The 14,624-nt window shown below is 35.7% G+C and carries 25 protein-coding genes and 1 pseudogene; all 26 read right to left on the bottom strand.

Annotated features, from left to right (window positions below):
• The 26 genes and pseudogenes from CBF29_RS06335 to CBF29_RS06455 all read right to left on the bottom strand — a co-directional run bounded on the left by CBF29_RS06335 (position 1) and on the right by CBF29_RS06455 (position 14,618).
• Complete coding sequence (locus CBF29_RS06335; protein ID WP_126808590.1) at positions 1-588, bottom strand: RusA family crossover junction endodeoxyribonuclease; 588 nt, start codon at positions 586-588, stop codon at positions 1-3.
• A 19-nt stretch (positions 589-607) separates the two neighbouring features.
• Positions 608-1,138 carry a hypothetical protein gene (locus CBF29_RS06340; protein ID WP_126808591.1) on the bottom strand — a complete coding sequence of 177 codons (531 nt, stop codon included), beginning with the start codon at positions 1,136-1,138 and terminating at the stop codon, positions 608-610.
• Between the two features lie 14 nt (positions 1,139-1,152).
• The gene (locus CBF29_RS13730) at positions 1,153-1,320 is read right to left on the bottom strand and encodes a hypothetical protein (RefSeq protein WP_170170010.1); all 168 of its coding nucleotides are present in this window, start codon (positions 1,318-1,320) and stop codon (positions 1,153-1,155) included.
• Between the two features lie 274 nt (positions 1,321-1,594).
• The gene (locus CBF29_RS06345) at positions 1,595-5,059 is read right to left on the bottom strand and encodes an AAA family ATPase (protein ID WP_126808593.1); all 3,465 of its coding nucleotides are present in this window, start codon (positions 5,057-5,059) and stop codon (positions 1,595-1,597) included.
• A 21-nt stretch (positions 5,060-5,080) separates the two neighbouring features.
• Positions 5,081-5,371, bottom strand: a complete 291-nt coding sequence (locus CBF29_RS06350) for a hypothetical protein (RefSeq protein ID WP_126808595.1) — start codon at positions 5,369-5,371, stop codon at positions 5,081-5,083.
• 284 nt (positions 5,372-5,655) lie between these two features.
• Positions 5,656-6,090, bottom strand: a complete 435-nt coding sequence (locus CBF29_RS06360) for a hypothetical protein (RefSeq protein WP_126808599.1) — start codon at positions 6,088-6,090, stop codon at positions 5,656-5,658.
• 21 nt (positions 6,091-6,111) lie between these two features.
• Entirely contained in the window at positions 6,112-6,324 is a 213-nt protein-coding gene (locus CBF29_RS06365; protein ID WP_126808601.1) for a hypothetical protein, read from the bottom strand.
• A gap of 2 nt (positions 6,325-6,326) precedes the next feature.
• On the bottom strand, positions 6,327-6,482 hold the full coding sequence (locus tag CBF29_RS13735) for a hypothetical protein (protein ID WP_170170011.1): 156 nt from the start codon (positions 6,480-6,482) through the stop codon (positions 6,327-6,329).
• Complete coding sequence (locus tag CBF29_RS06370; RefSeq protein ID WP_126808604.1) at positions 6,472-6,834, bottom strand: hypothetical protein; 363 nt, start codon at positions 6,832-6,834, stop codon at positions 6,472-6,474. Before CBF29_RS06370 ends, CBF29_RS13735 begins: the two co-directional genes overlap by 11 nt.
• Before the next feature lie 17 nt (positions 6,835-6,851).
• Positions 6,852-8,192, bottom strand: a complete 1,341-nt coding sequence (locus tag CBF29_RS06375; protein WP_126808607.1) for an ATP-dependent DNA ligase — start codon at positions 8,190-8,192, stop codon at positions 6,852-6,854.
• On the bottom strand, positions 8,182-8,379 hold the full coding sequence (locus tag CBF29_RS06380; protein WP_126808609.1) for a hypothetical protein: 198 nt from the start codon (positions 8,377-8,379) through the stop codon (positions 8,182-8,184). Before CBF29_RS06380 ends, CBF29_RS06375 begins: the two co-directional genes overlap by 11 nt.
• On the bottom strand, positions 8,373-8,687 hold the full coding sequence (locus tag CBF29_RS06385) for a hypothetical protein (RefSeq protein ID WP_126808611.1): 315 nt from the start codon (positions 8,685-8,687) through the stop codon (positions 8,373-8,375). Before CBF29_RS06385 ends, CBF29_RS06380 begins: the two co-directional genes overlap by 7 nt.
• A gap of 229 nt (positions 8,688-8,916) precedes the next feature.
• Complete coding sequence (locus tag CBF29_RS06390) at positions 8,917-9,159, bottom strand: hypothetical protein (protein ID WP_126808613.1); 243 nt, start codon at positions 9,157-9,159, stop codon at positions 8,917-8,919.
• A 6-nt stretch (positions 9,160-9,165) separates the two neighbouring features.
• Positions 9,166-9,624 (bottom strand): macro domain-containing protein, encoded by a 459-nt coding sequence (locus tag CBF29_RS06395; RefSeq protein ID WP_126808616.1) that lies wholly within the window; start codon positions 9,622-9,624, stop codon positions 9,166-9,168.
• A 123-nt stretch (positions 9,625-9,747) separates the two neighbouring features.
• Positions 9,748-10,212, bottom strand: coding sequence for a type II toxin-antitoxin system PemK/MazF family toxin (locus CBF29_RS06400; RefSeq protein ID WP_126808619.1), 465 nt, complete (start codon positions 10,210-10,212; stop codon positions 9,748-9,750).
• A gap of 3 nt (positions 10,213-10,215) precedes the next feature.
• On the bottom strand, positions 10,216-10,419 hold the full coding sequence (locus CBF29_RS06405; RefSeq protein ID WP_126808621.1) for a hypothetical protein: 204 nt from the start codon (positions 10,417-10,419) through the stop codon (positions 10,216-10,218).
• Between the two features lie 73 nt (positions 10,420-10,492).
• Complete coding sequence (locus CBF29_RS06410; protein ID WP_126808624.1) at positions 10,493-10,729, bottom strand: hypothetical protein; 237 nt, start codon at positions 10,727-10,729, stop codon at positions 10,493-10,495.
• Positions 10,730-10,766: 37 nt separating this feature from the next.
• A complete protein-coding gene (locus CBF29_RS06415; protein ID WP_126808627.1) occupies positions 10,767-11,357 on the bottom strand; it encodes a hypothetical protein in 591 nt (196 codons plus the stop codon).
• Between the two features lie 21 nt (positions 11,358-11,378).
• Entirely contained in the window at positions 11,379-11,717 is a 339-nt protein-coding gene (locus CBF29_RS06420) for a hypothetical protein (RefSeq protein ID WP_126808630.1), read from the bottom strand.
• Entirely contained in the window at positions 11,683-11,991 is a 309-nt protein-coding gene (locus CBF29_RS06425; protein ID WP_126808633.1) for a hypothetical protein, read from the bottom strand. The genes CBF29_RS06420 and CBF29_RS06425 overlap by 35 nt, the downstream gene beginning before the upstream one ends.
• Before the next feature lie 271 nt (positions 11,992-12,262).
• Positions 12,263-12,592, bottom strand: a pseudogene (locus CBF29_RS13985) (MazG-like family protein); the annotation flags it as partial.
• A gap of 47 nt (positions 12,593-12,639) precedes the next feature.
• The gene (locus CBF29_RS06435) at positions 12,640-12,954 is read right to left on the bottom strand and encodes a hypothetical protein (RefSeq protein WP_126808636.1); all 315 of its coding nucleotides are present in this window, start codon (positions 12,952-12,954) and stop codon (positions 12,640-12,642) included.
• A complete protein-coding gene (locus tag CBF29_RS06440) occupies positions 12,951-13,382 on the bottom strand; it encodes a hypothetical protein (RefSeq protein WP_126808638.1) in 432 nt (143 codons plus the stop codon). Before CBF29_RS06440 ends, CBF29_RS06435 begins: the two co-directional genes overlap by 4 nt.
• Positions 13,379-13,699: a hypothetical protein gene (locus CBF29_RS06445; protein ID WP_126808640.1), complete on the bottom strand. Its 321-nt coding sequence runs from the start codon at positions 13,697-13,699 to the stop codon at positions 13,379-13,381. The genes CBF29_RS06440 and CBF29_RS06445 overlap by 4 nt, the downstream gene beginning before the upstream one ends.
• Positions 13,700-13,713: 14 nt before the next feature.
• The gene (locus CBF29_RS06450) at positions 13,714-14,151 is read right to left on the bottom strand and encodes a hypothetical protein (protein ID WP_126808642.1); all 438 of its coding nucleotides are present in this window, start codon (positions 14,149-14,151) and stop codon (positions 13,714-13,716) included.
• Between the two features lie 38 nt (positions 14,152-14,189).
• Positions 14,190-14,618: a DUF1642 domain-containing protein gene (locus CBF29_RS06455; protein WP_126808645.1), complete on the bottom strand. Its 429-nt coding sequence runs from the start codon at positions 14,616-14,618 to the stop codon at positions 14,190-14,192.
• Positions 14,619-14,624 lie beyond the last annotated feature (6 nt).

Consider the following 14,624-nt stretch of genomic DNA (forward strand, 5'->3'; position numbering starts at 1 on the left):
TTACTTACCCTTCTTTTTAGTGTATTTTTCACACGTTTTGCTTCCAATGTTAAAGTCGATATTAGCCCTTCCATCTGTCGCATCCTTTAACACCTTGCATTTCCCTTCTCTAAAGAACCTGCAGGATGAACAATTTGAATTAATAAACTCTTCTCGTTGTTTTTTACTGTCGAAGAGGCCAACGTATTGAACCCTTCTCAAGACAAAATCGAACCCTGGATTGTCTTTATCGATCCATGCTCGATGTGTCCTTGCGTGAATATTAGAGTCGTCTTCGTATAAGTATCCGCTGAGAGCGTCCATTAATACTTTGTAATAGTTATTCGTATCTTCTCCAGCGCGCTCCAGTCTAAACCTAAGCTCTAAATACCAGTGTTGAGTCTTATCAGAAGTTAGATTAATATCCCACCCTTGAGATTTTATCTCCTTCTTAAGCTTATTGCGAAGATACTTTTTAAAGTCTTTAGACTCTTGTGACTCATACTGTTTAGGATAGCTATGACCACCTTTGGTTTCAACCTTATACTTGAGATAGTTGTTTATTGAAATAGGAAGAGCATCAAGCGACATCTTAAATTTCTCAGTCAATTAATAGTTCCTCTACATACTAAAAGCATACTTTTAAATATTCCGCTCTTTCCATTCTTGTTAAGTCTTTAAAAAATGCAAATGCCTTATCCTTATCGTCAATTTTAATAGAGCTGAAAAGGTCATCGCCATTTGCTTTTCTTCTAACCACGTACGTATCATCTTCTTGAAGTAATTCGATGATCAGACCATCTTTAAATCCGATTGCAACCTTGTCTAATACAGTCTCTTTATTTTTATCAAACTCTTTGTTAAAAGATGATATAATCTGAGCGAATAGCATCATCGTTTTAGGATTGCTGTCAAATTCAATATCGTTACCGTTAACATCCCTAAAACATAATGGTGGTAGATCTAATAAAATCTGATCTCTATTTAATTTTCTATCTCTAACTCTTTTTAGGTCTTCTACATTAGCTGAGTATAGAGTTGTTCTCATACATTTTTGAACGTCGTATCTTATATAATCACCATCAACAACTTTTCCAGTTTGATCTACGATTAAAAAATCTAACTTAACTCCATAGATTGGTTCTAAGATTTTCTCCATTATATTTCTCCTTTTTATAAGCAAAGATCATCTTTGATTTTTTTATCCATTTCTCTCAAGTCTGAAATTAACGACTTGTAAAGCATTTTAGCAGAATCTTCGTCCATAAAATCAACTGACTCCAGTGGATGCTCCATTAATAAATCTTTCATTTCTTCGTTTACTCTTTCTAATTCTCTCATCTTTTTCTCTCCTTTTATATTTATAAAATCTCCGTTTTATCATCCTACTTATAAGGAAGTGCTAGCAATTTTGATCGGCTACCAACTTCCTCAACAGCAGAATTAAAATGTTTCAAATTGATATTATTTTTAACTCGAATACATCCGTTGATGTACTCTAAAATTTTGAATGTTGCCATATTTTTAAAATCCATTCGTGCGTCCTTTCTTTATATCCTCTGTTCATTAATAGAATACCATCCGCCTTATTAGTTGTCAATACTTATGGTTAATATTAATCAGATAGTTTTTTAAACTTTGAATTACTTGAGTTGCTTAGATCGAAGTCCTTAAGTCTCGTGAACAAGTCACTAAAATTAGTTCTCTTCTCTTTGACAAAAGTCTGTTTGACAGCTTTCTTGAAACTTCTTGGTGAAGTTATTAGAATCAGATACTCACTAGCCCGCGTCATTCCAGTATATAGTAATTCTCTTGTATTTAATAGATAATGAAATGGCAGCGCGAATATAACGTATTTGATTGTAGAACCTTGAGATTTATGAACTGTAATAGCATAGCCAAGCTCAATATGTTCAAAGTGCGACTCCAGGACGTTAACAATTCCAATACCTTCAAAATCAATGACTAAGATGTCTTGTTTATCTGTATGAATAATTTGCTTAACGGTACCAGTATTTCCATTAAATATTGGACATGGGTTTCCATGAACATCATACATCTTCTTATTGTTTCTCATGTTGATTACTTTCTCTCCAACATGAACAAAATAGCAACTATCCTCGTCTGCTCCGTCTCTATTTAATTTAATATCTGAGTCAGATTTAGGTTTCTTGTAACCTTTCCTCTTGATGGTGATATACTCTCCATCCAGGACACCTTTGTTAATCAAAACTCTTTGAGCGAACTTATTGAGATCCCACGTAGATGTTTTACCAGTTGCTTTTGTAGAACACAGGATTTGAACATCGTTAATGTCGTGCTCTTCAATTAGCTTTCTAAAATTAAGCATCACATGTCTAGAAATTTGATCTTCGTCTTTAGGATCAACAAAAATATACTCTAGATCCTGGTTTTCTCCATAGACTTTAGAACCAATATCAAACTTTAACTCCGTAGGTTTAACTCCATTACGGATTGCAATAGAATGAGTAATAATTGCAGACTTCTGAGCCTGTCTATGAATCTGAGTTAATAATTGACTAGGCATTTTACCAGTCTTAATTAATCCAGCCATAATCCCAACTCCAATACTTTCAAGCTGCCCCATATCTCCTAACATAATAAGTTTTGCCCCATCTGGTGTAGCTTTTAATACGTCTAAAAACATGAAGATATCAACCATCGACATTTCATCAATTACTACAACATCTACAAGCATTTTGTTGTCTTTGTTGTATACGAACCCGCCAGTAATTGGATCTACTACCAGCATAGAATGCAGTGTTGTAGCTTCTTTTCCAGTAATTAAAAACATATTGTTTGCAGCCTTACCAGATAATGCCCCTTGCTTATACGTCATTCCAGCCTCATTTACTATAGATATGAAGCCATTTAGTGTGGATGTGTTATGTGTAACTATATAGTCATTTGTTAGATATAGATGCTCATCATTGTCTACCATGATACACATCATTTCAACCTCTTCTTCCATTTCCTCTATATCAACAATGCTTACGCGATCATATCTTTTTCGCTTGACAAAATTTAATGCCTCGATCGCCGTTCTTTTTTTATGCGTATTTCTAAAAAGAAGCTCCTTCTTATCGTTACTTGTTAGTATATTCAGATTATATTCTATATTCTTCTTATTAGCGCGGTTGGTTTCAGAAACGTTGGACTGTATTCCGAGAGACAGCAATACCTCTTGAACATCATATGCAAGCTGCCTGCTATTAGTCGAATACCTTACATTATATCTACCCTCTGCCTTCGAGATACTCCCGTCTGTATCAAACAAACCTTGTATCAAGGCATATCTTTGATCAATACTACCCATTTTATACTCGATGGGTATTGATTTGTGAATTGAAGTTCTTAATATTTCTGGATATTTGGAAAACAACTCTTCTGTCTGGTATCTGTATATCGTATTAATCTGCATATGCCCAAATGAATCCTCTCTTAGTACGGATTTGGGCTTATCAAAATAGAAATGCCAATTATAATTTTTTGTACTATTTCTTCTATAGTCATTACATCCTATGAGTTTTGAAACCTCTGCCACTACGTCTTCGTCATTACTAGACAGAGTTAATGCTTTACTTGTACAACTACCGTCACCCAAAAATGCTCCAAGGACATATGGATCAACGCTAAGGTCGCGCTCCCTAAATTCTACAGCTTTATTAGTAGGAATTTTAAATTTACAATTTCGTTCGCCATTTGAGTAGTTATACAGTCCAGAATCAATGATTTCTCTAAGTGTTCTAGTCTTAAGATTTCCTTTGGATGTATATGTACTCCATAAATGCTCATCATTAGAAGTTGTCGTTCTTCCGTCTGATAGAGTAATTTTATAATTCTTCTTAAGACCTTGAGGGAATATCTGAGTTACCATTGTTGGCCTTCCATGTCTATCAAAAATATAGTCGCCAGGCTTCAAGTCTCCAAACCTCCTCATACCTCCAGGAGTCGGAATGATAATGTCCACATCCTGCGCCTTCCCTGTCCCGCCATACCCTTGAAGCAAGAATACGTTTTTAGCTATCATCATCTTAATTGATTTTTGCTGCTCTTCACTAAATTTCCAACCTTGAGCCTTTTGTACATGTTTAATGACCTTTGCACTGTCTATCAGCCTTTTCAGATTCTTGTTTTCTGAATTTAATAATCTGTTTATTTCATCACACACAGCTAATTCAGTTGCCAAAGCCTTAGATGATGTAATTCTAAGCTCTTTGTCCAGTCTATAAACAACATAATTAACGTTTGTTTTTACATGTTCAACAGCCCACTTAACATCTGCATTGAAAATATTCTCCTTCACCTTGCCAACAAAGTCTTTTGCCGTGATCCACGTATGACCTTCACTATGAAGCTCTTCAAATAGATATTTTATATAAGCCTTGATACGTCTTTTGTCGTTAGGCTTGTTTTCTGGATTATTCAAGAATACAGCGTCAGCTCTCTTAAATCCGTATCCTGGGATTTGTGTTAATACAAAAGGATCGGCCTCTACCATCATGATAGCTTGCTCGATTCCTCCAAGAGACTTACAAATCTTTTTAACTTGATCCATGCTCAGCTTATATTTTGCAAAAGAAATATATGCTGATGAAAAGTCTTTTTGATTCTCGTAGGATTCAATAAGCTTTTCTGCCGTAGCTAGTCCGATACCCTCAGCCTCCATTAACTTCTCAATATCAGCCTCTTCCAACATCTTTATAGGATTGTCGGATACTTCATACAATGCTTTAATCTTAGCTTTCGATAAGATCATGCCAAGAAACTCTTCTTGTTCTTTTGAACTAGCCGTCATCAAGTCCTTAAATTGACTAAAGGCAATAGGATTAAATGAATCTGGATAGTTTTTATCTCCAGCATTTATCCCCTTGATATTAAACTCTTTGCCGAGTTCTACTAGGTAGTTACCTTTAACAGAAAATGTTCTAGGTGCCTCGCCTTTTACTCGTTCAAATTTGGCAATCACAAAGCTTTCCTTACTATAGAGGATCGCTACACATTTTGCAGTGCAGTCGATCTCCTCATATGTTTTGTTTCTATCTACTAATTCATTCAATCGTTCATACCTCCCCAGGTGCTACATATTAATCATTGCATTTTTTAAAGTTGACTCAGACATGTTATATACTTCCATGTCAAGTCCGCTAATAATAGCAACACTATCTTCGCCTTCTACAAGGCCGCAAATGATACTTTCTGGAGTAACCCCCAATGTGTCTAAGTTTAAAAGCGTAAATTCTCCATTGTTTTTTGCATAGACAAAATCTACACCAGACTTAACAATGAAATCAGATACGTCAAAACCATTATTTAACTTTACTTTTGCTGCTTCTTTTTCTGTCTTCGCTAATAAGTTTTCTTTGTTCACGTAGTTTCTCTTCCCTCTGTAAATATGGCTTAACAGTGTGCGCTGAATCTCTAACTTTTCTTGCCTCGTCAATAGAAAGATCATGCTCCATAGTTATATGGGCAATGGTTAAAACATTCCCAGTGTGTTCACATAACGGGCATTTAACCTTAATCTCATTGATATTGAAGTTTTTGATTGACACATCTAATTCACCATTTATGTCATAATTTGATATATTGCTTGTTATAGCTGATTCGATCATTATTGTATATCCTCCAGATACCTCCTCTTGTTGTAAAAACTTATGGCGTAATTGATTTAATAAAAATGGCCACGAACATCATTTTGGTAATGCTAACCATCACGGCTGGCAACGAATACTCTGATTCAATTAATTTCAGAGATAGTTTAAGCGGACTTTTCTCTTTAGAAGATTGCATTGCTCTTCTATATTGAACAAATGATGCAATCACTGTAAATACAACAAATGCGACCACTGGCATTGTAAAACCAACTGTAGCTGATAAAAGCAATAGGTAAGCCAAGTCAAATACTAGCGAGATAGCAACTGCCGCCATCATAAGATTGCTGTGGTTTTTATACCCACTTTTTGAAACGCTTTTCGTTAAATCTTCTACCAGTTCAAGCTTTTTCTTATCTCCAAGAATAAACCTTGCTACTTTTCTAATTCCAAAATAATAAACCGCCATACTTGCGATTAAAAATAATACTTTCATTTCAAATCTCCATTTCTATTTTTAGTTTCTTTTGTGTAGATAGTTTTCGAATGCATGTTCTAAGAAGCATGAATCTTCACAGAACTTTTCATTGTCATCTGATTCTAGGTATTCATAACTCTCATAAATACTTTGACCACAATGTTCGCAAACACCTACTCGATTTTCTCTAATCTCTACAGGCTCGATGTTCCATAGAGCGTTTTTAAGAGCTTGTTCGTTATCGAATGGCATAGTTATCCTCCAGTTAAGTTTAAAAGCTCCCTGGTGAGTGCTGCTCTTTCTTCGTCTGAGTTGCACTCTTTTATTTCCTTCTTAACCCTTGCTACCTCTTTATTAAATGAATCAACCAACTTGCCAATGAAGTTGGATAGATTTCTATTAGCCTCCATACAGGTCACTGACCTTTTTCTTAGGCCTTTTAGCTTTCTGGCTGCTAGTCAATTTGCTGCATTCACCATATTTTTCAGATAAAACCCAGTATTTTGAGTCCAGGTTAGCATATTGACTAACAACTGTTTTATCTTTGATAGGCGCTGTAGTTTCTTTGATTGTCCCGTCAATAGAAACTGAAATATAATCCGTTGCCTTATAAGTTGTCTTGTCTACAACTCTTATTACAGCGAGGTCGTTTTTGTCTGGAAAGAATCCAACAACTTGCGCCCCTTTATTCTCCTCTAGTAACTTAGCTCTGAGATTTTTGATAATTGTCTTTTGATCAATTAACTCCCAATTCTCTGCCAAAATATCACTCCTTGCTTTTAGCTTTCGTAAGAAACGTCATCGACTGTTTTATCCATTCGAATACGCTGAACTGTCGGGAATCGCAATCCTTTCCCACCATCATCATTAGTAGTTTCACCTTGATATTGAATCTCAATGATTTTTCCAATGATTAACTCTGGCTGCGACCAGAAGTCAATTCGTTGTTTGTCAGTCCATCCACTGCCGATATCGACCGTGAAGTCTTTAAATCTACAAACAACTCCTCCCATCAATCCCTCGTTCTTCTTACCTTTTTCACCTTCGTATACATCGATTACTTCGATATCTGCATACTTAAACTTTTTAACTTTAAGCAATCCTGCAGATCTTTTGGTTACATATTTAGCACTCGCCATATTTACCATTAGACCTTCCCAGCCACCTGGAATAGCAATACTATTAAGTAATTCTTCTACCTTCTCAACATCACCGCCCTCATATACTTTTTCAACCAGTTGAACTGATAGATCGTCTGGGTATGTAAGTTCTTCACACCAATGTCTACGATCTTCATAAACATCTTCCGACTCGTCGTTTTTAAACTCGTCTGCAGGAATAATTTCGAATGCATGGAGGGATACCCCAGATTTTAAACCTTTCTTCTTAAGTTCTTTACCAGTTGCCTGGAACCACTCAGTTTCGTCCATATCTTTACGATCAGTTAAAAGAGCCTCCCCATCAATCACAATTCCATTTTTAAATCGCTCCATAGTATCAAGCTTGTTTACATTAACGAAGTTTAAGATGTTAGTCTCTAACTCATCAAAACCTTCAAGCTTCTTGCCTTTTCTTGTATAAAAAGAGACTTTGAACTTATTCATGTTTACAATTGCAACCATGCGATGACCATCAAGTTTTCTTGTTAAAAAGAACTTCTTACCTTTTAATTTTGCTGCATGTTTTTCATATGGATGAGCTAACATTACACCAAAGACTGGAATGAATTTTTTATCAAAAGCCTTGTTGATCGTGCTAGATGTAACACCGCATTTGTATGTTTTTGTAAAGAACGCTTTTAGGAACGTTTGAGTTTCTTCTCCGAAGCTGCTAATAAAGTGTTTTAAATTAACAACCACCTGCTCTCTACCAGTATTGTTATCCATTACATATTTCATTGCTTCACGAATGTTTGCTAAGTCGATATTAGGTTTAAGATCTGATTCCTTGTCGAACTTCTTAATTGCAATACCAGTTGTAATCATATCGTTGTATAAAAAGTACAACATTTGACCAAATAGTTTATTGTCTTTGTTCTCGCGAATTAAATTCTCTTTTTCGATCTTTCCTTTTGCTGCTTCCACCTGTTTGAATGTTTCGATAGCTTCTTTAAATTGCATGTTTGTTTTCCTCCAATGCTTGATATAATTCTTCTGCCTGTTCAATTTCACAACCAAGTTTTACTTTAATAGTGTAAGGACTGAATAGAACTCCAACGTTAATATATTCGCTTCGCACGTCTGTCATTGCCTTGTATTGTTCCTCTGTATACCATGTATCTCTGAATCTAATGTCTAAATCTACCATTTCTTTCTCCCATTCTTATTAAACAAACCTCCAAAAGACGTCTGTCTGTTAACTTTTACTACTTCCTCATCGGCGTCATCTACTCTGATTTCACCCATCATTTTTTCAATATCTTCGTCCGACATACCTCCACTAACAATGCCTACGTCTGATACTGGTACTAATACAATCTCCTTCTTACGTTCGTGTAGACCATTCATGCATACTGTTACCCTGGAGAATGACTCTGCTGCTTCTTTTGCAGAAACTCCAGCTCCAGCTGCCCAGGTAAAATCCTTAGACGATCTATCCTCTGATTTCTCTCTCATATAAGTCCTCCTGTTGTATAAACTTATGGTTCATAGTTAAAAACTCTCTCGATGACACCTAATAATACGTCCAGGTCATCTGTTTGTAGATATCTGATATCATACTCAACCTCTCCGTTAACGTGAGTGAATGTAAGTATAGAGTATTGATATTCTGAATTGGGTGTCTCTACAGCATTAACACCCCATCCGTTCTTAAATTCAATGTGGCATATGTCTTTATTGCCTTTCACTTTAGATCACCACCGCTAGTTATTTCACCATCTACGGCCTGTATTGTAAGTCTTAGTGGTGATTCTGAATAAAATCCTTCGCTTATCTCTCTGCGAACAATCTTGATCCAAACACCTTCGTCCACTTTAGATGGAACAGCTCCAATTTTTGATAGGTAACTTTCAGCATCTTTGACATCCTCTGCTGTATAAATCTCCTTTATGATATGCTTTGACTTAGCTATAACTGCGCATTTCATGTTAAATCACAAGCTAAAAATGTGGATGGTCAGATTAGCTTTTAAAGCTTCTACTTCAATTATACGTTTAACGATCTTCCAATCTCCGCCAGCAAGGCCACAACCAATTAAGTGAGGCATTCCAATCTTCTTATTGTTGAGACCAGATTTATTAATGTCTCTAAAAATCTTCTTTAAACTATTCATAAACGCTGAGTAATCTGTTTGCTTTCCTCTTCCATAGTTATATTGTCCATATAAATTATAAATGACCTGGCTGCTTCTTGTTTCGCACTTGCTAAACTCACCCAGTCTTTTAGGTGATCCGATTGGAATATGAAACTTCCTATCTGCCACAAGTACCTCTGGGTATCTAGCTTTAAGTTGTGCAGCAATTCCAGCTCCCATCTTAGCGAAACAGTTGGCCTGGTGAATCATAATGTCGCAATCTTGATATAGCAAGTTGCCTTGTTTTTCAATAATCATTATTTGATCTCCTTTATTTGTTTTTCTTGATATATCTAATATACTACTTAACAATTTAGTTGTCAATACTTATGGTAAATAAAATGTGTGTTTTATCCATTAAAATAAAAAGAAGATCTAGCACTATGCCAGGTCTTCTTCTGATTGCTCTACTATTTGTTGTAATCGATCTTGAATTATTGCCTCTATAGCATCCTCTAATTGTAATACTTCAATTAAAGACAGTTCTAATTCAGCAATATATTCTGGAGAAAGTTTACCTTTCTTTTCTCCAAGCGCGCTTCTGTTTACACAATTTAGTTGCTCCATTTTTAATATCGATTCTTTGTCCAAGTATGACTCCGTGTCTGGAAGAATAACATCTGTGCTAATTGTGTTCTTTCTTACATTACTGCCATTGTACAAAGATGTAATTGGCGCAGCTATTACTGTTTTTCTTGGAAATGTACAGTCATAAAGGACGACTCCCCTATGAACACCCTGCATTACAAAGCCGCCTTTTCCTTGAGGAAAATCGATCATAAAAACGTCGCCTTTCTTAAAGTTGCGCATGTCATTATTTTCTTCTTCTGTATATCTATTGGCCAAGTATTAACCCTCCACACTCCAAGATTCTAAAGATTGCTTTCTATGAAGTCTAGCCAATGATTCCTTGGCAGCTTCCTTGTCGGTTGGATTTCCAGAGTATAAAGCGCTGTAATTTACACCGTTTCTATCACTTCTGCTCTTCAAGGCTTTAGCGTAAACATCCGCTTTTCTATTAACTGATGGTTTTAGTTGAATTACTTTACCCATATTAACCCCTCCTTCGTCCTATCTTATAGTGTAATTATAAACCTTTTTACGTGTTTAATCAAGAAGACGAGTTTTACATTGAGTTATAATTATCAAAGACTCGACCGATTGAGTATATTGCAAGTATTGAGAAGATAGCAGCGATTATTATTCTTCCAATCTCAAATGAGATAATAAAACTAAAACCGATAGATCCAACTGCTACACCTACCACAAACGCAGAGAACATGAAAATAGATGCAATCATAAGTAGTATCCCATTAAATACAAAACGCGTTGCCATTTTTAACTTTTTCAAATTGTGATCCAACCGCCGTTCCTCATGAATAGTTTTCTAAAATACTGTTTTACTTTTTCCATCGGTATCCCTCCATTTCATTTATTCTCACTGACAGATCGGTGCCTAAGTATGATTTAACTGCTTCAATCATCTTGATGTAGCTACCTCCATTGAACTTACCTCTAAAGCAATCAACGTTAAGAATATTCATATTAACTACAGGTGAGTTCTGCAGGTATTTGAATATAATAATCGGATTGGCTGCATTGTGAACCTGGATAACAACACGTTCGCCCTCTAGTCGGCAATCAAAACCATTAAAGGTTTGATTCCTTTTGCCTTCTTTATTTTCAAACTCACATGCCGTAATGTTTTCAATCTCACTCTTTAGAATCTTGTAAGGATACTGAGATCGCTCCTCGAAGTGATACTTAGCAGCTATCTTATTCTCTAGTTTTTGGTAAGCTTTAACAACACTGTCTCCAGATGCCTCATACAGCAAGTTACGATTAATATTTAAAAACTTGACAGTAAACTTTTCGTTAATTACAGCACAGCCTCGCTTTGTTTGAATGTGTTCTTCTTCAATAGTTCCATCGTGCTTCTCAAGAACCTTTTTGGTCATAGAGCCGATACGCTCAGATAACACAATACTCATTTATATCATTCTCCTTTGATGTCAATACTTATGGTTTAACGTGCGCTTACTATCTTCAACCAGTCGAACTACTCTATTCTTCCACTCTTCCAGATCTCCAACTAACTCACTATAGACCAGGTTGAAGTTATCCATGTCCTGGTTTGAAGAAATAGGATTTTGTAAAAGATTACCGATTCCATTGAATCTTCTGGCTAATAAATCCTTTTGATCAAATAACGCAGCTCTTCTCGCAGCAATTTCGATATCTTCTTGATCTAAAAGTTTTTGAAATGCCAAACTACTAAAGTATCCAGAATCCTCAACTTTTTCTACGCTACCAACATTATACTCCTTCATCAGTTGATTGAAATCCACCATTTCCATACCTCTTTCCTAATCTAATCCTTGTCTTATCCTGCTTAACACCCATGATAACAGCCTGCATACCCATTAGGTATCTTCCGCCAGTGTAAAATCTCTTGTAATATGGCTCCCAAAACTCTTTTTCAATCTGATTTCTAAGTCCTGGACAGTCACAGTGATACTTTGTACTGGTAAAAGTTGTATCTAACATAAGAACTTCTTGCCTAAAATCATTTGCTGGTAGCTTTTCATTAATGAGAATCTTAACTAGAAATCTAGTTCTTTTCATATTGTTTAACCTCTTTAGTAAATCTATATGCGATTTCACTATAGTCGGACTCAGACAATCTTGGATCTGCAGGAGTATCAAACCATTCACTTAAAGCTTTCAATCCAGCTCTTCCACATTTAAGGTGATTTGATCGAATCGATTTTAGCTTTTCAACTTCCTTGCAGATTAACTCCTCTTTTAACTCATCAATAGAGACTTCTTCAATTAAATCATTAATTTGTTCTTTTTCAGTTTTGTCTACGACACTCAATTCTAGGGTGCGATCATCCTCTTGTAAGTCTTCCTCTTTAACAAATACGCCATTAACCACTTTGCCTTTACGTTTTGCAATGACATTGTATGCAGCATTTAAGCAATCTAATGCATCCATTCCACTTTGTTGAGCAAGGATGATCAATGTAACGATTGAGTCACCAATCCCATCCATCAACTCTTCTTGGTCTCCTCGCGCTAATGCTGCGGCAACCTCACCAACTTCTTCAACAACTTTTAACATTTGCTTTGATGGATCATTCCTGTCGATGCCGCGGACTTTAGCCCATTCTTCAACCCTACCAAACAAGTCATTTTCTCGTGTATTAATTTCTGTCCCATTCATTAATAAGCCTTCGTTACTTGTTTTTACATACCCTGTTGTAATTTCGATCATTTAATTATCTCTCCCTCTCCAAATTGTTTTACATAATTTTTAAACTCTTTTTTGTATTGATTAATTTGATCTGTTGTAGCTGGAATATAGTTTAGAATGCTATATTCTTCACTTATGAAACTTACACGAATAAGGCTCGATCTTCTCATAAATCTAACTTTTCTATGGTTGCTTTCAACAATTTTACCGTCTAAAACTTTAGTCTTTTGATTGACTCCGACCACTTTTCCAATGCCCAATCCAGATACATAAATATAATCATTGATTTCCAGACTCTCTTGAGTCCACGTTACCGTTGTTACTGACTTCATTGTTTACTCTCCTCCATTTCTACCTTTTCAAACTTGTCAAAATCATCTTTTAAAATGTCGCGTGCTTGTTTTTCAGTCTTTTTTAGAGAGCCGTTTTTAGAACCTAGCACGTAACAATAATTTTCATTGTCGGAGAATTTAAAACTTGTTAGATATCTTTCTTCTTCGAACCAAGCTGAATGTTCATTCTTCTTACGCCAGTAGTATTTCTTATTGTTCTCTGACTCAAACTTATATCCATTAAAAACCGCAAATGTAATATCGCTCCAATCGCGATCATTTTGAGCTATTGGCATACCAAACTTACCGCTTATTTTTGACAGTTCGGCTAGTTTAGAGATATAGTTGTACTTTTTTAACTTAAGCATTAATTCATCTGGAATAGATTCATTCATCCATATTGTTTTATTCTTATCATCAATTCTCATCTTAGCTCCTCCAATACTGTAACCGTTGCAGAGTATTGGATTGCTCCATCATACTCGTTGATATGTCTCTCAAATGTTATATGCCCCTTATCCAGCATTTGCTGTGATAAGTCGATTGCCATTTGAGTTTTAATTGCATTAATGTGTGTTTCGGTTAATGGATGTCTACCTACCTTATATAACCCTCTTAGTTCGAAAATATTCTTCATTGTCGGATATTTAATTGGCTCAGAAATCGGTTTTAAGGGCTCTTCTACATGGGGGGTATACCCCGTTTTCTCATTTATATATTTTGCAAACTTATGTCTTAATTTCATTATTTAGTCTCCTCCTAATATCGCGGCCTAATACTGTCGCATACTGACTGAATATACTCTCTATCCTCAGAAAACAATTCTACAATTTCATCGCTCCACTTAGAAACATCAGATCCATACTCTTCCTTAAACACTGCTATGTTTTGGAAAGTAGAATACTCTTCAAATGTATTTTCACATATTGGACACAGTATACTGTCTTCTTTTGAAAATGAGCTGCACCTTCTAGCACACAACCTTTGTTTTTCAATATCATCTAGCATCTTTAAACTGTCTTCGCAGAATGATCTGAACTCCTCTATGTCCATTCCAATTCCTCTAGATATTCTACCCTGTTTAATTGATACAACAATGCTGTTATGCAGAGAAGATCCAGCTACGATACGACCGCCATCACTTCTCTCTATTAAAACTTCATGTTTAACATGACCATTTTTTAACACCTTTTTCATAAAAATAATCCTCCATTCGATAAAGTGGACTAAATCCACTATTCTACTTCGTTAGCCTCCAGTTTTCTAAACATATGAAAGTCTTCAACTAAGATGTTTAATGCCTCAGACTCTGTTATGTATGCAGCATCCTTCATGTCTTCTACCGTATCCGCAAAGTAGTTTTTCTCTGATGTTTGTGGATCATCTAAAAGAAAAACTGGTTGAATACAATTCTCTAATGATAAAGCCCAGTAATACTTATCTTCTTCTATCTCATATCCGTTTACCCAGGCGCTGACTGCAATAAGGAATCTCCGATCATCTTCTTCTTGGCTGTCATTGCTAAACAACCATCTTTGAACTGCTTTTGGCATAGGCTCATTGTCATTCCATGCAAATACTAGATTAAGATCGCATCCAGCTTCTTTTGTCTCTTTGATATAATCTGCCATAAACCTTGGTATTAAAACTTTATTTCTTTCCATATTTAT

The sequence above is a fragment of the Vagococcus elongatus genome (assembly GCF_003987645.1).
Classification (GTDB): Bacteria; Bacillota; Bacilli; order Lactobacillales; family Vagococcaceae; genus Vagococcus_A; species Vagococcus_A elongatus.